General features: G+C 64.5%; 12 protein-coding genes. 6 read left to right on the forward strand and 6 right to left on the reverse strand.

Annotated elements, in window-relative coordinates:
* The first annotated feature begins 124 nt into the window (after positions 1 to 124).
* The 5 genes from J4G38_RS02405 to sdaAA all read left to right on the forward strand — a co-directional run bounded on the left by J4G38_RS02405 (position 125) and on the right by sdaAA (position 4323).
* Complete coding sequence (locus J4G38_RS02405; protein ID WP_210518208.1) at positions 125 to 781, forward strand: helix-turn-helix domain-containing protein; 657 nt, start codon at positions 125 to 127, stop codon at positions 779 to 781.
* Positions 782 to 843: 62 nt separating this feature from the next.
* Entirely contained in the window at positions 844 to 1260 is a 417-nt protein-coding gene (locus J4G38_RS02410; RefSeq protein WP_210518210.1) for a hypothetical protein, read from the forward strand.
* Between the two features lie 133 nt (positions 1261 to 1393).
* A complete protein-coding gene (gene msrB, locus J4G38_RS02415) occupies positions 1394 to 1852 on the forward strand; it encodes a peptide-methionine (R)-S-oxide reductase MsrB (protein WP_210518212.1) in 459 nt (152 codons plus the stop codon).
* A gap of 100 nt (positions 1853 to 1952) precedes the next feature.
* Positions 1953 to 3194: a T9SS type A sorting domain-containing protein gene (locus J4G38_RS02420; protein WP_210518214.1), complete on the forward strand. Its 1242-nt coding sequence runs from the start codon at positions 1953 to 1955 to the stop codon at positions 3192 to 3194.
* Between the two features lie 217 nt (positions 3195 to 3411).
* Entirely contained in the window at positions 3412 to 4323 is a 912-nt protein-coding gene (gene sdaAA / locus J4G38_RS02425) for an L-serine ammonia-lyase, iron-sulfur-dependent, subunit alpha (RefSeq protein WP_210518216.1), read from the forward strand.
* 304 nt (positions 4324 to 4627) lie between these two features.
* Here sdaAA and J4G38_RS02430 read toward each other — a convergent pair whose 3' ends face one another.
* The 6 genes from J4G38_RS02430 to ispF form a co-directional block, all read right to left on the reverse strand.
* Positions 4628 to 10990, reverse strand: coding sequence for a T9SS type A sorting domain-containing protein (locus J4G38_RS02430; RefSeq protein WP_210518218.1), 6363 nt, complete (start codon positions 10988 to 10990; stop codon positions 4628 to 4630).
* Between the two features lie 356 nt (positions 10991 to 11346).
* Positions 11347 to 12405 carry a hypothetical protein gene (locus J4G38_RS02435; protein WP_210518220.1) on the reverse strand — a complete coding sequence of 353 codons (1059 nt, stop codon included), beginning with the start codon at positions 12403 to 12405 and terminating at the stop codon, positions 11347 to 11349.
* Between the two features lie 67 nt (positions 12406 to 12472).
* Positions 12473 to 13864 carry a LutB/LldF family L-lactate oxidation iron-sulfur protein gene (locus J4G38_RS02440; protein WP_210518222.1) on the reverse strand — a complete coding sequence of 464 codons (1392 nt, stop codon included), beginning with the start codon at positions 13862 to 13864 and terminating at the stop codon, positions 12473 to 12475.
* A gap of 7 nt (positions 13865 to 13871) precedes the next feature.
* On the reverse strand, positions 13872 to 15563 hold the full coding sequence (locus J4G38_RS02445) for a M28 family peptidase (RefSeq protein WP_210518224.1): 1692 nt from the start codon (positions 15561 to 15563) through the stop codon (positions 13872 to 13874).
* A 108-nt stretch (positions 15564 to 15671) separates the two neighbouring features.
* Positions 15672 to 17339 carry a M28 family peptidase gene (locus tag J4G38_RS02450; protein WP_210518226.1) on the reverse strand — a complete coding sequence of 556 codons (1668 nt, stop codon included), beginning with the start codon at positions 17337 to 17339 and terminating at the stop codon, positions 15672 to 15674.
* A gap of 145 nt (positions 17340 to 17484) precedes the next feature.
* Complete coding sequence (gene ispF / locus J4G38_RS02455; RefSeq protein ID WP_210518228.1) at positions 17485 to 17964, reverse strand: 2-C-methyl-D-erythritol 2,4-cyclodiphosphate synthase; 480 nt, start codon at positions 17962 to 17964, stop codon at positions 17485 to 17487.
* A gap of 328 nt (positions 17965 to 18292) precedes the next feature.
* Here ispF and J4G38_RS02460 point away from each other — a divergent pair, with 328 nt between their 5' ends.
* The gene (locus J4G38_RS02460) at positions 18293 to 18907 is read left to right on the forward strand and encodes a TetR/AcrR family transcriptional regulator (protein WP_210518230.1); all 615 of its coding nucleotides are present in this window, start codon (positions 18293 to 18295) and stop codon (positions 18905 to 18907) included.
* The last annotated feature ends 25 nt before the right edge of the window (positions 18908 to 18932 follow it).

The raw sequence follows: 18932 nt of genomic DNA on the forward strand, positions 1-18932 counted from the left end.
GGGGCAAGCGGAGGCAACAATCAGCCAAAAATAAATATGAATGTTTCTCGGGCGCAGGGTGCCCGGCGGCAACATTGGTATCTATTTTTACCTGATTGTTGCCTCCGCTTGCCCCGTCCCGCCCATGTCGCGTCGCGCTTATCCTTCCCGCAGCCTCGCCGCCGCCGTGCGGGCCCATTTCGGCCTTACCCAGGCCGAGCTGGCCGCGTTCATCGGCGTGAGCCGCCCGCACCTGGCCCTGGCCGAAGCCGGCACCTCGGCCCTGGGCCCCGGCCCCGACCAGCGCCTGCAGGTGCTGGCCCGCCAGCTGCCCCCGCCCGACGGCCTGGGCCCGCCTGCCCCGGCCGTCGGCCCCGCCGGGTACGACCCCGCGCCCGCCCCGGCCGACCCCGCCGCCGACCTCACGCCCCTGCGCCGGCGGCTGGCCCGCTGCCGCTGGCTGCGCACCCGCCTCACCTTCGAACAGGAGCAGCAGCGCCAGCCCAGCCAGGCCCGCCACCAGCGCCGGGCCTGGGCCGTGCAGGTGCTGGGCCCCGCCCTGGCCGCCCCGCTGCCGGTGCCCGACTGGCTGGCCCCTGGTGGCCCCGGCCCGCTGCCGCCCTACCCCCTGGCCACCCCCGACGCCCCCCGCGACACCCACTGGCTGAGCGGGCTGGCCCTGCGCCTGGCCGCCACCACCGCCCCGCTGCCGCCCGCCAGCGCGGCCCTGGCCCGCGCCCGCCGCGCCGGCCTCGATGCCGAAATCGCGGCCCTCGAAGCCACTTTGGGGCCCGGCGCGTAGCTTGCGCCCCCGGAGGGTACCCACTCCGCTATATTTCATCATTTACCCCCTTTCCAATTCCGATGAATTACTCCCTCTCGCTGCTCAAAACGCACGCCGACTGCGACGCCGTGCTGGCCTTCTGCACCAGCAAATCCGGCCTGCTCAACTACCACAACAACCAAACCGACCACCGCGCCGAAAACCTCACCGCCTCGGCCACCGGCCTGGCCTCGGAGCTCACCGGCCTCAACGCCTTCATCACGGCCATGACGCCGGTGATTCCCACCCTGCCCGCCGGCAAGGACCGCGACAAACAGGAAAACGACCTGCGCGTGAAAACCGACCGCCGCGACACCCTGGTGGCCCGCCAGGGCCAGACCGGCCCCGAAGCCCTGGTCGAAAGCCAGCTCGAACAGAACCTGGTGGACCTCCAGCTGCCCGCCGTGCAAGAGCTGGTGGACCTGGTGACGGCCCACCGCGCCACCCTGGCCAGCTAGGCCGCCGGGCCCGTTCCGCACTTGAAAAGGCCGCGCCGGGGTACCGGGGCGGTTTTTTTGTGGGCGCCAAACCTCCCGGCCCCGGCCGCGTTTACCATATCACCCCATTCCTTCATCACCTCATCACTCCGATATGCAAACCTGGAACGACGTTATCCGCCTCGCCAACCACCCCACCGCCTCGCCCCGCCGGGTGGAGAAAACGCCCGCCGAGTGGCGCGCCCTGCTCACGCCCGAGCAGTTCCACGTCACCCGCGAGCACGGCACCGAGCGCGCCTTCACCGGCGAGTACTGCGAGGCCCACGAAGCCGGCCTCTACGCCTGCGTGTGCTGCGGCACCCCGCTCTACGACTCGCGCACGAAGTTCGAATCGGGCACCGGCTGGCCCTCGTTTACGCAGCCCGTGGACGAAAGCGCCATCCGCTACCACAAGGACACCAGCTTCGGCATGACCCGCGTGGAAGTGCTCTGCAACGTGTGCGACGCCCACCAGGGCCACGTTTTCCCCGATGGCCCGCCTCCCGGTGGCCTGCGCCTGTGCATCAACTCGGCCAGCGTGAAGCTGGTGACGGAGGGCACGGCCGTAGCCTAGGCACCGCGCGGCTACTTGCGGCAATCGTGTAGTTTTACCAGTGGTTCCCCGTGAGTGCGGGGAGTCACTGGCTTTTTTTATTCCTCCCAACCCCTCTTAGATGAAGCAAACACTACTCCTGGCCCTGACGGGCCTTGGCCTGCTCGCCCGGCCCGCTGCCGCCCAGCCCCGCCCGCACCGCGAGCCGGCCCTGGCCGTCGCCCCGGCCCAGCGCATCACCTCCAACACCAGCTTCCGGCTGCTCACGGCCCTGAAGCAGCAGTACCGCACCAGCGCCTGGCTCGACACCCTGCGCTTCACCTACTCCCGCTTCACGGCTCTGAGCAAGCCCCTGCGCGAGCTGCGCGAAAATGCTCCCACCCGGGGCGCGGCCCTGCGCCCCCTGCGCCAGGAAAACTACCAGTACAACGCGGCCGGCAAGGTCACCTCCGATTCCACGTTCACCTACACCAGCGGGGTGCTCAACACCACGGGCACCCTCGTGCTCGCCTCCACCTACAACGCCCAGGGCCAGCTGGCCCAGGAGCTGCAAAGCGTGCGCGTGGGCGGCAGCTGGCGGCCCTACGGCCGCACCACCTACACCTACAACGCCCAGGGCCAGAACACGCGCATCCTGGACGAGTCGTACTTCGGCTCGACGTATCTCGCCGACGACCAGGAGCTGTTCACCTACAACGCGCAGGGGCAGGTCATCGTCGATGAGTTTCAGCTGGCCGATGTGTCCGGCACCGCGTTCAGCGCCTTCCAGCGCGACCTGTTCACTTACAATGCCGCCGGCCTGCGCCTCACCGACGTGCAGCAGCAGTACAACAACGGCGCTTTTGCCGATGCCTACCGCGTCACCAATACCTACACGGCCCCCATTGGCCAGCCGGCCGCCGCGCAGCTCGCCGGCTACCTGGTGGAGCGCGCGGCGGGCACGGCCTGGCAGCCCTACGCGCAGGGAGCCGAAACCTACGACGCCGACGGCAACCTGACCACCGACCTCTACCAGCCCTACACCGCCGGAGCCTTCGCCAACGATTACCGCTACCTCTACACCTACCAGCGCGTGCTGGCCACGGCCACCGCCCAACCATTGGCGGCTGGCCTTACGGTAGCGCCCAACCCCGCGCCGGCCCCTGGCCCCCTGGCCCTGCACTACCACCTGGCCGCCGCCGCCCCCGTGGCCGTGGCCGTGCTCGATGCCCTGGGCCGCCCGGTGCTGTGCCTGCCCGCCACGCCCCAAACGGCCGGCGAGCATGTCCTCAGCCTGCCGCAGCTGCCAGTGGCGGCCGGCCTCTACGCGGTGCGCCTCACGGCCGGCACCCAAAGCCAGACGGTGAAGCTGGTGGTTGAATAACCCGCCCTGCCGCAAGCAAAGCCGCTTCCGGGTCCGGAAGCGGCTTTTTTAATGCCCTGGCCCCAAGCCATCGGGGGCTCGGGGCCGGGACCACGCCGGGGCCGCGCGCCGGTTTACTCGCCGGAAACGTACACCTTTGCGGAGCCCCCCGCTGCCGAACGAACCGGTGCGGCCCCGTTGTTGACCAGTTTCCCCTTCCTCTTTTCCCACCCCCGCCATGTCTTTGCTCTTCACCGATTTTGCCTCCTGGGGCGCGCACTGCGCCGCCACCGGCCAGCCCCTCTACCAACCCGTGCTCGACTACGAAATCGAGCAGAAGGGCCGCACCGAAGACGAAATCTGGGCCGGCCTGCAACGCGCCTACGACGTGATGCGCGACGCCGTGAAGGAGAGCATGACCGGCGACATGACCTCCCGCTCGGGCATGATAAACAACGGGGCCAAGAAGATTGCCGCCTCGCCCGTCACCGTCCTCTCGCCCGAGTTCAAGCAGCTCATCACCCGCGCCCTGGGCGCTAAGGAGGTGAACTCCTGCATGGGCCGGGTGGTGGCCGCGCCCACGGCCGGGGCTTCGGGCATTCTGCCCGGCGTGCTGGTCACCCTCCAGGACTTGCACAAGCTGGAGGACCGCCAGATTCTGGAGGGCCTGCTGGTAGCGGCCGGCATCGCCCTGATTATTGAGCAGAATGCCTCGCTGGCCGGGGCCGTGGGCGGCTGCCAGGCCGAAACCGGCTCGGCCGCCGCCATGGGCAGCGGCGCCATCGTGTATTGCCTGGGCGGGCCGGTGGCGCAGGTATTTGCCGCCGTGGCCGTCACCATCCAGTGCATGCTGGGCCTGATTTGCGACCCCGTGGCCGGCCTGGTGGAAGTGCCCTGCGTGGTGCGCAACGCCTCGGCCGCCGCCATTGCCTTCTCCTCGGCCCAGATTGCCATTGCCGGCATCGACCCCGTTATTCCCGTCGACCAGTGCGTGGCCGCCCTCGGCGAAGTGGGCCAGAGCATGGAAACCCGCTACAAGGAAACCGCCCTCGGCGGCCTGGCCAACACCACCCGGGGCCGCGAAATCGAGCGCCGCGTGCTGGTGCAGGACATCAACATCCTGCCCGACGAAGCTGGCACGCTTAATTAACCCCAGTTGCGGCGTATTCCACTAGCCGCGAAGCGGCGACACGTTGGTAGCAAAACCTGGTAAGCACCGGATAAAAGCCGCAAAGCGGCGGCATTTTTTCGGCGAAAGTGCCGCCGCTTTGCGGCTCTGGAGCTACATTTTCTTCCAACCAACTACCAACGTGCCGCCGCTTTGCGGCTGAAAAAGCTGCTCTGCAACTTGAGTTAATGAGGAATGAGGCCAGAATTCCTCATTATGCTAAACCGGGCCAAAAAAAGACCCGCTGGCATTGCCAGCGGGTCTTTTTACTGCTAACCGGAAATGATTACTCGCGCACCAGGCGGCGGGTTTCCACGCCGTCGGTGTTGGCCAGGCGGAGCGTGTACACGCCCGCGGCCACCTTCGACAAGTCGAGGGCGTGAATGGCCACGCCGCTGGCAGCGGGCAGCACTTCACTGGCCACTACGCGGCCCATGGCGTCGAGCACCGTGAGCTTGGTCGCTACCCGGAAGCCGGTCAGCTCCAGGGTCAGCTGGCCGTTGGGCGTTGGGTTGGGGTACACGTTCAGGCTAGCCCCGGCGATGCTGTTGCGCGCCGCCGTAACCACCAGCGGCAGCGATGCTGCGGAAGAGCAGCCGAAGGTGTTGGTGGCCACTACCGTGTAGGAGCCCAGCTGGGCAACGGTGCCGTTCACCACGTAGGTCTGGTTGGTGGCCCCGGTGATGATAGCGCCGTTCAGGTAGAACTGGTTGCCCGTCGTCGCGCTCGACGTGAGCGTGGTAACGGCGCCGTTGTAGGCGGCCGTCAGCACGGGGCGGGTGGGCGTGGGGTTCACCGTGATGGTGGCCGTAGCCGTGGCCGCGCAGCCGCCGGCCGGAGCCACGGTGTTGGTCACGGTGTAGGTACCGGCCGTCGAGGTGGCCAGGGTGACAGCGCCGGTGGTGGCGTTAACCGTCAGGCCGGTGGTCGAGGTGAACGTGCCAGCCGTGGCGCCCGTGCCCAGCGTGGCGGCCGTGGTGCCGGTGCTGCCCGCGCAGTTCCCCGTGGCGGGGTAGCTGAACGTAGCCACCGACGCCGGGGCGATGGTGACCGATTGCGTAGTCGTCAGGGCCGGGCAGGTGGCCGTGGCGGGCAGGGTGTTGGTCACCACGTAGGTGCCGGCCGTGCTGGTGCCGGGCGTGATGGCGCCGGTGGTAGCGTTAATCGTCAGGCCCGTGGTCGAAGTGAAGGCGCCGGCCGAAGCGCCGGTAGCCAGCGTAGCCGCCACCGTGCCCGTAGCCCCGGCACAGATGATGGCCGTGGGGTAGGTGAACGTGGCCGAGCGCGTGCCCGAGGTGATGGTTACCGGAGCCAGCGCGTTGTTGGCGGGGTTGTCATCGCCCAGGAGCAGGGTCGTAACGGTAGCGGTGTAAGTACCCAGCACGCTCAGGTTGGCCGTGCCGGTGAAGGCGACGGCCTGGCTGGCGCCAGCGGCCAGCGTGCCCGTGTTCACCACCGTGGTGAACGTCTGGGGCGTGCCACCGGCCGGCGGCGTAATGGTTACCATCACCGTTACTGGATTGGTCACGAAGTTCAGCGCCACCGTCGAGGAGTTGGTGATGCTGGCCGTTACGGTTTCGGTGGTGCCGAAGCAGGTGCTGCTGGCCACCGGGGCCGTCAGGGCCGCTACGCTCACGTCGAGGTTGGCCACGAACTCATCGGCGCCGAGGTCGGGAGTGGTGGTCGAGCGGGTGTCGCCATCAAAGTCCGTCGTGATGCCGGTGATGGGGGTGCCCGCCCCGTTCAGGGCCAGGCCCGCGGCGTTGGTAGTCAACACGTGCAAATCAGTAGCCGAGACGAACGGCGAAGTGGCCAGTAGGAGCGACGTGCCCACGGGCAAAGTGGCCGTGGTGGGCCGGTCCTGGCCGGTTTCGGTGTTCAGGTCGGCCAGGGTGGCGCGGGCGGTGCCGCTCACCAGGCCGCCGGTGAGGCCGGTGCCGCCCACGCCGTAGAAGGCGTTGTTGGTCGACGTCAGGCCGGCGTAGTTGCCCGTGGTGCCCGCGTAGGCATAGCCCACGGCGTAGCTCAGCGCGCCGGTTACGGTCTGGCTGTTGTAGAACACGTTGTCGCGCACCTCTACCGTGGGCGAGGTGCCGCCGACGGCCAGGGCGAAGTTCGGCTGGTTGGCCGATGAGGTGCCGGGGTTGGTGCCCGTCATGCTCACCGAGTTGTAGAGCACGCGGGTGGTGCCGCCACCGGCCGCACCGCTCACGTAGATGCCCGCGCCGAAGTCGCCACTGGTGCCATTGCTGTTCACGCCCGATACGAAGTTGTTGGCAACGGTGTTGGTGCCGGTGGTAGCCGTCGCCACGCCGATGCCCACGGCCGAGAACGTGCCCGTGCTCACCACGCTGCCGATGTTATTGCGGCTCACCAGGGTGTTGGTTACTTCGTTGCCCGTGAAGGTGGTGTTCGAGAAGTTGCCCACGGTGAAGCCCAGGCTAATGCCGGACACATCGCTAGTGTTCAGAATGTTGCCGATATTGTTCTGGGTTACTTGCGCGTTGTTGTCAAACGACAGCAGGATGCCACCGCGGGTCAGTCCGCCCGAGGCAGCCGGAGCGTTCAAATCGTTCTGCGTGATAAGCACGTTCTGATTTTTCAGGGTTGCGGTGCCGCCCAAAGAGGCGATGCCGACCAGGGTGCCGCGCACGGCGCAGTTTTGCACCGTGTTGTTGGTGTACAGGTTGGCCGTGGTGGCGTTGCTCACGCCTTGCAGGGCAATGCCGTAGAGCGTGGCCGCCGTGGCCGCCGTCGAAACGCCCACCGCCGTCAGGTTTTTGATGGTGTTAAACGTCGCGCCGTCGTTGGTGAACTGGGCAAACTGCTGCACCACGAGGCTGCTCGTGCCGGTGTTCGTATTCGAGACGGTCAAATCACGGCTGGGGCGGGGGTCGGTGGCCGAGATGGTGCCGCCGAGCGACCCGTCGATGGTCACGTAATCACTGGCCAGCAATTGCAGAATGGCCGTGGCCGCCGAGCCGGTGATGGCAACGGCCGTGGTGCCAGTGGCATTGCTGGGCTTGATGGTGAGCGTGTTGGCGGCCGAAGCATCCGCATTGTTGAGGATGGCAATCGGGAAGGTTTCGCCCGTCGAGTACGTGGGGTCGAGCAGCAGGAAGGTCACCGCGCCGCCCAGGCCCGAGGTATTGTAGGCCGCTACGGCCGCCGTGAGAGTAGCGTAGGTGCGGGCCGGAACCGGCGAGGTAGCCGCGGTGGCGCTCACGTAGTACGTGCCGCTAAGTGCGGGCAGAATGGTGTACTGGTAAGCCACCGAAGGAGCCGTGGAGCCGGGAGGCGTCACGCCGGTGCCGCCGGTGGGGTTGGTGCCCACGTTGCCGGGCACGTCCTGCGCGGCGATGTAGTAGTTAATGATGTCGCCGGCCACTACGCCGCCCACCAGCGAATAATCGAAGGTGAAGGTGTAAGCCGAGCCGACCACGGTCGGCCCTGCGCTGGCCACATAGACTCCGGAGGTGCCTTTGCGGAAGTACAGGCGCGGGGCACTGGTGCCAGTGGCCACACCGCTGGGGTCGGTGATGGTCGCCGTTACGGTGCGGCTGGTGGTGCTGGCCTGGCTGCCGCCCAGGGCAGTAACGGTAATCAGGGGCGCCGTCTGGTCGAGCAGCAGGAAGCTGCCTTCGTCGGCCCCGATGTCGGGCGTGTTCACGTTGCGCGTGTCGCCATCGAAGTCGGTGGTGATGCCGCCGAACGGCTGCCCGGCGCTTTCGGCCTGGGTGGCGGCCCCGGCCGTGAGGTGCAGGAACGTGGCCGCCGCGCCCGTAGTGCTGGCGAAGGGAGTCGTCGTTTCCGTTACGGAGTTGGCTTCACGGTTCAGCAGCAAGGCCTTGTAGGCAGCCAGCGTCTGGCTGGCATTGGTGGCCGTGGTGGTGCCTTCCACGTAAATGAGGTTCGTGGCCGACGGCGTGCCGGCGTAGTACAGGTTGTTGTTGCCGAACAGGTTGGCGGGTACCGTGCCGGCCGTGCCGCTGATGCGGCGAATGGCCGTGGCAGAGCCACCCGTGCCCACGGGCACACTCAGGTTCACCACCAGATTGTTGAACAGGTTCAGGCCCACCGTCAGCGAGTTCAGGTAGATGCCCTGCGTGCCGAACGTGGCGCCGGTGCTCGTGCCGTCGAGGCGAATGGTGTTAAAGGCCACATTGTTGGTGGTGCCGCCCGCCACCAGCACACCGGTTACGGCGGTCAGGCTGGTGGAAGCCGGAGCCTGCAGGTCGCCAATCAGGTTGTTGTTGACGTTGTTGGTGGTGCCGCCCAGCAGCCAGATGCCGGTGCTGGTAGCGGCCACGCCGCTGCCGGCCACCAGGGTATACAGCTTATTGCGGCTGAGGGTGTTGAGCGTACCCGCCGCCACCAGAATACCGGCCACGTTCGAGGCCACCGTGGCCGACGAACCCACGCCGCTGATGTTGCTGATGGTGTTGCCCGTGATGTTTACCGTGCCCGACGAAGCGCTCGAAATACCGAACGAGTAGCCGCCAGTGGTGCTAGTGCTCACCGAGACAGGTCCGGCTACCGTGCCGATGATGTTGCCCGTGCTCGTGCCAATGTTGGCATCGCCGCTGCTCACGTAAATGCCGGAAAAGATGCCGTAGGTCGTAGTCGCGCCGCTGCTGCTCACCCAGGTGATGTTGGCCACGGTGTTGCCCTGCACGCTCGTGGCGGTGCCCGAAGTGCTGAGGTAGATGCCCACCAACCGGAAGGCCGCCGCCGGGCCCGTCGCGGTGAGGGCCGAGCCGCCCGCGCCCGGGGCCGAGCCGCCGATGAAGTTGCCCGTCACGGTGTGGCCGTTGCCGCCCACGATGTAGATGCCGTACAGGGTGCCGGCCGTGCTAGCGCGGCTGGCCGTCTGGTAAATGCTGTTGCCGCTGATAACCCAGCCCGTACCGGCCGAGTTGATGTTCATGCCGTAGGCGCTGCCGGCCGAGAGGTAGAAGTTCGACAGGTTGTTGCCGATGATGCTGTTGCGGCTGTTGAGCGAGCTGCCCGAGTACACCAGGGTAACGGGCGTGGTTGCGCCGTCCTTAATGGTGTTGTACTGCAGGGTGTTGTCGCTGTTGCCGAGCGTAGTGGTCGTGCCCGTGAAGTTCACGTTCGGGTACGAGGAAACGTTGTTGCCCACCCCGATAATCTGGGTGTGCTCCACCACGTTAAACGTAGCGTCGCTGGTAAACTGCATCGGGATGCCGTTGGTGCTGGTGCTGGCAATGGTGAGGTCGGTGGCCAGGGCCGCGCCGCTCACCGGGCTGCCCGAGCCGCCGGGGCGGCCGTCCAGAATCAGGTACTTGCCGCCGAAGATGTTGAACGCCGCCCCGGCCACCGTGCTGGTGATGCTCAGGTTGGTGGCACCGGCGGCGGGGCGCACGGTCACGGTGTTGGTGGCCGTGCCCGCGTAGTTATACACCAGCGGGAACGTCTCGGTGGTGCTTACATAAGCACTTTGCAGCTCCAGCACGAGCGGGCCGCATACGCCGTTGATGCTGAGGGCCGAAAAAGCGGCGGTCAGCGTCGGGTAATCAGCCCCCGCCGCAGGACCTACCGATTTGGTGCCGCAAAAGGGCACGGCGGCCAGCGTAGTAGCCGTTACGGTGGCGTTGGTCGACACGCCGCCGGCCTCGTTGTTGGCCGTGACGCGGTAGTAGTACGTGGTGCCGGTCGTCAGGCCCGTTTGGGCAAACGTCACCGTGCCGCCCGTCGCGGCGGCCGTGGTCGACGCGACCGTGCCCACAGTGGTGAAAGTGGTGTTATCGGTTGAGCGGGAAACCGTGAAATAGGTTTCGTTGGTCGAGTTGTCGGTGATAACCAGGTTCAGGCTGGCTTGGCCCACTGCGCTGGCTGCCAGGCCGGGTGCCACGGGAGTGCCCGAGAGCGGCGTGAAAACAAACACCGTGCGCGAGCCATCGGCCGAGGAGTTCAGCACGGCAATTGCCGCGTTGTCGGCCAGCGTGGTAGCCGTTGCCGAAGTCACCGTCGCATCATAAGTTGGGGTAGCGTTAAAGGTCTTTACCACGCCAATTTGCCCGGCATTCGTACCGGCCGAAATAAAGATGGAGCGCGTTACAGACGTACCGTTGTTGAATGCCGCACCGTAGCGGTACTCAACCTTGCCCGTGTTTTCTTCCAGAATGGCCTGAACTTGAACGGGCGTGCCGGCAGCGGGAGTACCCGCGTAAGGCACGCGCAATCCCGTCCATTCTACCACCAGCGTGCGGTTGGTGCCGGCCACTACCTTATACCGCACCGCGCCGGTGGCCTGGGTCGCATTGTCGCCGCCAAAGGGAGCCAGGATGGCCTGGCCGGACGTTGGCGCAGTATTCGTGCCCGAAATGACCGTGGCGCCCAACCGCAACTGGCCGTTGGAGTTCACGCTGAACTGCGTGTAGTTCGTGCCCATGAACCCAATCGTGAAGCCAATGGGCAGCACGGCCGAAGCATCATCGTCGCGGTAGGTGCCGGTCGCCAGGGCATCCGTCGTACCGGTCGACATATCCACCAGCGAGCCCGTGGAATTGGTGGTAAACGCGTAATTGGCTGTGCTTTGGGCCCAGGCGGCTGAAGTGCTCAGCAGCGCCACAAGCACCATGGCCAGCCACCGGGTCAGCCGGTTAGCGAGAAAAGGTGTGTGCATAAAAGTTGGAAATAGGTGAGGGGAAAAAGAGTGAGAAAGGGTGGTAAAAACAGAAAGGGTGGTGCAACCAGAATAGGCGGAGCCAATTATTTATATTTCAGCCCTGAACAAGGGTGTAAATTAAGGACAATTTCAGGCTGCTTCAATACGCCGGCCGGGATAATCGACGGATGAGCTTTGTTAAATGCCAAAAGGGCCCCGTAGCGCGACCAGGTGCTTCTGCTAATTCCGCCAATTGACGTATTACCTTGCCGCCGAGGCCGGGCTTGCCGTCGCCGCCGCGAAGGCAAGCCCAACAGCTTGGACACTTTCCGATTGGCAGGCAGGGACAAAAGGCCTACTGGCGGGCCGCTCCCTCACCCCCCGGCTTTGAGGCCCGGTGCCATGGTGAGGCGGGCCAGGAAATTCAGGGCGGGCAGGTAGCGGCTGCGCAGCTCGCGGTATTGCCCCCAGGCGGCCGTGCGGTCTTCTAGTAGTTGCAGCCCGCTCTCGGTCAGTCTTTTGCAGGCCAGGTCAAAGTCGGCGCGGCCCTCTTCCTTAAGGTTCTCATCGGGCAGAATGCTGCTGGGTTCGGCCCCGGCCTTGGTGTCGAAGAAGCGGTAGACCCGGTTCAGCGCCAGGCAGCCGGCCTTGAAGGTGATTTGGGCCTGCCGGGGCTGGGGACCGTCCACGGCGGCAAAGAGCAGGGCGGCGGTATCCAGAATCAGGCCGCCGCTGACTACCCAGGAGCGGCCCGGCTGCGGCGAGCGGAAAAAAGACAGAATGGGCAGCGAGGTGTGGCTTTCCTCAATCTCCACAAACCAGCGCTCCCACTCGGCCCACTGCTGGTCGTCGTTCTGCACCGAGCCGTCATGGTTGAGCCAAGCCAGCAGGCAGGCGGCCGTGGGGGGCGTGCCGGCCCGCAGCTCCAGCAGCGCCACCGTCACCTCGCGCCGCGAAAACGCCTGGTAGATGGTGGGCAGGTAGGAAATGAGCAGCGTGAGCAGCAGCAGCCCCAGCGTGGCCTCGGAGTAGCTGAGCGCTGAGATGAACAGGTGGTGGGTGTCGGTGGTGCCCAGCGTGAGCAGCGAGCTGCCGCTCAGCTCGTAGCAGCGCCGCCAGCTGCCCTCGCCCAGCGCCCAGTAGATGCTGGTGTAGCCCGTGCTCACCAACGCCTCCCAAAACACGGGCAGCGCCACCAAAGCCACCGGCGCGTAGTGCGCCATTATTTTATCGCGCCGCTCGTACGAGTTGGCCAGCCGGGCCGCCAGGTCAAAAATCACGCGGATGCCCATGAAGGCCCACACGTTCATCTTCACCACCTCGTTGCGCGGCAAGATGAACGAGCGGATGGCTGCCGACAAGGTGGTGATGACCAGCACCATGCCGCCCAGGCCGGTAACCACGCGCAGGGCTAAAAAGAGGAGGGGCGGCATAGTCGGCAAAAATGCCTGATACGGGCAAATGCGCCAAAGCGCCGAACGGTTAAGGCGTTAGTCCCCGCTACGGGCGGGCCGCCCGCTGCTTCCACAGCTCCCGGAACGAGGCCGGGGCGATGGCCAGCGCCGCCCGCCGCTTGCTCCAGCCCACCTGGCCCAGCAGGCGGCCCAGGCTCCAGTCCTTAATGGAGGCCGGCAAAATATCCAGGGCCCAGCGGTGCTGCATGCTCCACTTCCAGAGGCCGATGGCGACCTTTTCCTCGGTGGGCGCGTAGCCTTCGTGTACGCTCTGCTGGCGGTTGAGCAGCAGTAGGTTGTGCAGTGGAACGCGCACCGGGCACACCGTGGTGCAGGCGCCGCATAAACTGCTGGCGTAGCTCAGGTGCTTGTGCTCGGGCAGGCCGCTCAGGTGCGGGCTGATGACCGAGCCGATGGGGCCGGAATACGTGGTTTCGTAGGTGTGGCCGCCGATATTTTTGTACACCGGGCACACGTTGAGGCAGGCGCCGCAGCGGATGCAGCGCAGAGCGGCGCGCTTGTCGGGCTGGGCCAGCAGGTTGGTGCGGCCGTTGTCGAGCAGAATGACGACCATTTCCTCCGGGCCGTCCACCTCGTTGGGCTGGCGCGGGCCGAAGTACACCGTGTTGTACACCGTCACTTGCTGGCCCGTGCCGCTGGTGCTGAGCAGCGGCCAGAACAAGTCCAAATCCGTCAGACTGGGAATGACTTTCTCGATGCCCACGATGGCAATGTGCAGCTTGGGGAAGGAAGCCGAAAGCCGGGCATTGCCCTCGTTCTCCGTCACGGCCACGCCGCCGGCATCGGCGATGAGGAAGTTGCCGCCGGTCACGCCCACTTCGGCGCTGGTGTACTTGTTGCGCAGCAGGTGCCGGGCCGTGAGCACCAGCTCCTGGGCATCGTCGGTCGATTTCGTGCCCAGGTGCTTCACGAAAATGTTGTTGATGTCGGCCTTGCTCAGGTGCATGGCGGGCGTCACAATGTGGTAGGGCCGCTCGCCGTTCAGCTGCACGATGTACTCGCCCAGGTCGGTTTCCACCGAATCAATTCCCTGCGTGGCGAGGTACTTGTTGAGGTGGATTTCCTCGGTGGTCATGCTTTTGGCCTTCACCACCGTTTTGGTGTTGCGGGCCTTGGTCAGCTTCCCGATTTCAGCCAGGGCCTCGGCGGCATCGCTCGCCCAGATTACCCGGCCGCCGCGGGCCGTGAAGGCGGCTTCAAATTGCAGCAGGTACTCGTCCAGCTTCTCCAACACGGTGGCTTTCAGGTAGGCGCCGCGGTCGCGGGCCAGCTCGTGCTGGTCGTAGAGCTTCATCCCGGTGCTCACGGCCGCGTCGTACTTGCCGATGTTGAACCGGATTTTGCGGCGGTGTTCGCGGTCGAAGGCTTTGGCCTCGGCGTCGTGCTGGAACTGGGTGGCTTTGGAGGTCGGAGTCATGGCTTAATCAGGGCTTATTGGAATCAACCACAATGCGCTGCTCGCGGTTGGCCAGCTCCCAGGCCGTGTGGAAAACCAGCTGGGCGCGCTCCGCTAATTTATCGAATTCAATTTTGTCCACGTCGTCCGTGGCCCGGTGGTAGTCGGCGTGCTCGCCGGTGGTGTAGAAGATGACCGGGATTTTGCGGCGGGCAAAGTTGTAGTGGTCCGAGCGGTAGTAGATGTGCTCGGGCTCGTTCGGGATGTTGAAGTGGTAGTCCAGCTCCAGGTGCGTGTAGTCGCGGTTGGCCGCCTCGTTGATGCGGTGCAGCTCCGACGACAGCTTGTCGTCGCCCACCACGCACACAAAATGCTTCTTCGGGCTGTGCTTGCGGTCGGTGCGGCCCACCATGTCAATGTTCAAATCGGCAATGGTGTTGGCCAGCGGCACCACCGGGTGGGCCGTGTAGTATTCCGAGCCAAACAGGCCTTCCTCCTCCGCCGTCATGGTCACGAACAGGATGCTGCGGCGCGGGCCGTGGCCGTCCTTTTTGGCCTGGGCGAAGGCTTTGGCAATGGCCAGCACCGCCACCGTGCCCGAGCCGTCGTCGTCGGCCCCGTTGTAAATCGTGTCGTGCTTCACGCCCAAATGGTCGTAGTGGGCCGAAATCACCAGCACTTCGTCCTTTTTATCCGTGCCTTCGAGGTAGCCCAGCACGTTTTCGGTGGTGAGCTGTTCCTGGTTCTGCGGCAGGTAAATAGTGGCCGTGGGGGGATGAAACAGGGCCGGCACCGGCCGGCGCGCCTGCCCCACGGCGCGCACGTAGTCAATCAGTCCGTTCATGGTGGTGCCGGCCAGCTGCAGGCCCAGCTCCTGCGAAGTAAAGTACACGCCGATGCCCGGCGGGATGTTTTCCGCTACCGTGTCAACGACTTCCGGGCCGGGGTCGGGCAGGGAAAAGGCCGGCTCCTGTAGCGAAGCGGCCATCTCCGCGGTTTGCTTGCGGAAAGCCGCCGCCGGAGCAAACGTCATCAGAAAAATGCCGCGCGCGCCCTTGGCCTTGGCCAGCGCCGCCTTGCGCAGGCCCGAGTCCCAGTAATCGGCGCTACGGCCGTTGGCTTTCAGCAGCTTGCGGCCCCGCTCGTCCTGCGGCTCACCCATGATGGCCACCACGTCCCGGCCCTTCACATCGAGCCCGGCGTAGTCCGAATACGCGCCCTGCTCCACGCCAAAGCCCACAAAAACCGGCTCCGAAACCGTGGCGGTGCGGTAGGGCGACGGCATGGGGCCGTAGCTGAAAAAGTCCCTCAGGTACTCGTGGCGCTGGCCGTTTATTTTCAGGTAGCCACCCGAGGCGTAGGTGTGGCGCGTGAGCTGGAAGTGCTGCAAATACGGGTTGTCGCCGCCCGGCACGGGCCCTTGCAGGCCCAGCGCCATGAACTGCTTTACCAGGTAATCGGCCGCCAGCTTCTGGCCCGGCTGGCCCGCCTCGCGCCCCTGAAACGCGTCCGAGGCCACCACGGTGAGGTGTTCGCGCAGGTCTTCGGGCCGAATGGTGGCGGCGTAGGGACTCGATATATCCGTGACGGTGGCTGGCGCGGCGGCTACGGGCACGGCCCCGCTTTTGGTCTTGGTTTTGACTTTGGAAAGCGCTTGCTGAGCAACCGCAGGCAGTCCGAAGGGCAGGGCCAGAAGCCCGCACAGTACAAATTTTTTCATGAAAAGCAAAAGGATGCCGAAAGGTAGAAGAATGAAAACAGAACGTCATGCTACGCGGCGCGCAGCATGACGTTCTGTTCGGCATCCAAATCAAGCGGTAAAGCCTGCTTACGGCTTATTCGAGTCCACGGCGATGCGGCCGTCGCGGTTGGCCAGCGTCCAGGCCAGGTGGAACACCAGCCGCGCCCGCTTCTCCATCTTGTCGAACTGGATTTTGCTGATTTCGTCGCTTTCCTTGTGGTAGTCGGCGTGCACGCCGTTGAAGAAAAAGGCCACCGGTATCTTGTTCACCGCGAAGTTGTAGTGGTCGGAGCGGTAGTAGAAGCGGTTCGGGTCGGCGGGGTCGTCGAAGCGGTAGTCCAGGTCGAGCTGGGTGTACTGCTTGTTTTCGGCCTCGTTAATCACCTTCAGCTCCGAAGCCAGCTTGTCGGAACCGATGACGTACACGTAGTCGCCCTTGCCCTCGTGCTCCACGTCGGTGCGCCCAATCATGTCCACGTTCAAATCGGCCTCCGTGCTGGCCAGCGGGAACACCGGGTGCTTGGAGTAATATTCCGAGCCAAACAGGCCCTTTTCCTCGCCCGTCACGCTCAGAAACAGCAGGCTGCGGCGCGGCCCGTGGCCTTCCTTCTTGGCGCGGGCAAAGGCTTCCGCCATCGTGATAATGGCCGTGGTGCCCGAGCCGTCGTCATCGGCCCCGTTGAATACCTGGCCGTCGTGCATGCCCAGGTGGTCGTGGTGGGCCGAAATTACGATGACGTCCGACTTCAAATCCGAGCCTTCGATGAAGCCCAGCACGTTCTCCGTATCCAGCGGCTCGCGCTTGCGCACGGCCTTTATCTGCATCGGCGCCAGCTTCTTAAAGGGCGACGCCACCGGCTGCTTGGTGGTGTTAATCTTGGCCAGGTAAGCCTGCAAATTGGTGTCGGTGGTGCCCAATACCGCCCGGCCCACGGCCGGCGAAATGAAGAACGACGGCACGCGGCTCGGCTTTTCGCCCTGCATCATCGTGGCCGGCCGGCTGATGAACGGGGCCAGCCGCGCCGCCTGCTTGGCGAAATCACTGGTGGGGTTGAAGCTCACGAAAAACACCGTGCGGGCACCTTTCTGGGCCGCCAGCTGGGCCTTGCCGCGGTAGTCCAGGCCCCACTTGGTGGGCGAGCCGTCGGCGCTGAGCAGGGCCTTGCCGCCGTCGCCGGTGGGCTCGCCCAGCATGATGAGCAGGTCCTTGCCTTTCACATCGAGCCCGGCGTAGTCGGAGTAGCCGGGCTGCTCGATGCCGTAGCCCACGAACACCGGCGTCACGCTGGTTTCTTCGTTGAAAGGCGAGTCGCCCATGCCGTAGAAATCGGTGAGCCAGGCGTAGCTGGTTTTGCCCACTTTCAGGGTCGCGCCGTCGGCCCAGGTCACCTGCTCCACGTTGAAGTGCTGCTGGTAGGGGTCGGCCGGGTTGGGCAGCGGGCCGGTCAGGCCGGCATTTTTGAACTGCTCGGCCACGTAGGCGGCGGCCATGTGCTGGCCTTTCTGGCCCGTTTCGCGGCCTTCGTACTCGTCCGAAGCCAGCACGGCGAGGTGGGTGCGCAGGCGCTCGGCGGTAACCTGGTCGGCATATTTGGCGCTCCAGTCGGTGTTGACGACTGCGGGTGTTGCAGGTGCTGCCGCTGCTTGCGGGGCCGGGCTGGCTTTCTTGGTTTTGACTTTGACCTTGCCTTGGGCGTGGGCCGGCGCGGCGCTGGCCAGGGCCAGAAAGGCCAGTAGGAGGGAGGTTTTATTCATGCGGGAAGTGAGGTGGAAACGGATTTTATTGGGGAACGTCATGCCGAGCGTAGCCGAGGCATCTCGCTCGCATCGTTGACCGATTGGCTTACTGCCGCACGCGAGATGCCTCGGCTACGCTCGGTATGATGTTCAAGAGAGATGATTAAACCTGCTGAATGAGCACGGTGGCATACGCCGCCACGCCTTCCTGCCGGCCCACAAAACCCAGCTTTTCGGTGGTGGTTGCTTTGATGGAAATATCGTCTTCATCAATGCCCATCACGGCGGCCAGCACGCGCTGCATTTCGGCAATGTGCGGGTTCACTTTGGGCTGCTCCAGGCAGACGGTGGAGTCGATATTGCCCACCTCAAAGCCCTTGGAACGCAGCAGGCGCATCACCTCCGAAAGCAGGCGCTTCGAGTCGATGCCCTTGTATTGCGGGTCGGTGTCGGGGAAATGAAAGCCGATATCGCGCAGGTTGGCCGCGCCCAGCAGCGCATCGCAGATGACGTGAATGAGCACGTCGGCATCGGAGTGGCCGAGCGCGCCGTGGGTGTGCGGCACCAGGATGCCGCCGAGCCAGAACGGCAGGCCTTCTTTCAGTTGGTGGACGTCGTAGCCGAAGCCGGTGCGGATTTTCATGAGGGTCGAAGTAAAAGCAAGCCTACGCGGCCGGCACAAAAGTACCCGCCGGCCGGGGCTTCGGCCCCAACACCTTTTTGGCCGGCTTCACAAATTAATAATTTAATTATTGCATACTATTCAACTAAAATTATTAGCTTTGTATTGCCAGCTAAATTAGTTAGTCATGCAGGTCGCAACTCACTTTTTTTCGGGGATTGATAAAGTAATCGGGGCTGATGTGCGTCAGGCAAAGGCGGAAAGTGCCTGGAATGGCCAGGAACGCCAAAAAGAAAACGGAAACTTTGAGCACAATAAAAGTTTCCGTTGTATCTTTGCGGCGTTAGTTATGGAAATTAAAGACCGAATCCTGAACCACGCGCAGTCGCTTTTCATGCGTAACGGCATCAAAAGCGTGAGCATGGACGACATCGCCGCCGACATGGCCATGTCGAAAAAAACCCTCTACAAGTGGTTCGAAAACAAGGACCAGATTGTACAGGCGTCGATGACCCGGCACCTCATGGACACGCAGGGCGACTGCACGGTGATGATGCAAGCTGCCACTTCGGCCATCGACGAGCTGTTTCGAATGCTGGAATGGACGAAGCAGGAATTCAGCAACGTGCACCCCAGCATCTTCTACGACCTCCAGAAATTTCATCCGGGCACCTGGGCGCTTTGGCAGGCGCATAAAAACGAATTCATCCTCTCGCAAATCATCCAAAACCTGCGCCGGGGCATTACCGAAGGCCTGTTTCGGGCCGACCTGGATGTGGAGGTCGTTGCCCGCCTGCGCCTGGCCCAGATTGAGATGCAGTTCGACTACAACATCTATCCCTTCCGGCAGTTCGGCAACGAGCGGGTGTCGCAGGCTCTGCTGGAGCACTTTATGTTGGGCGTGTCCACCCTCAAAGGCCACCGGCTCATCAACCAGTACCGCCACGTCACCGAAGAAGAATAGCCCGCTTTTCCCGCTTACCCGTTTC

Origin of the sequence: Hymenobacter terricola (assembly GCF_017921975.2) — a bacterium.
GTDB classification, from domain to species: Bacteria; Bacteroidota; Bacteroidia; order Cytophagales; family Hymenobacteraceae; genus Hymenobacter; species Hymenobacter terricola.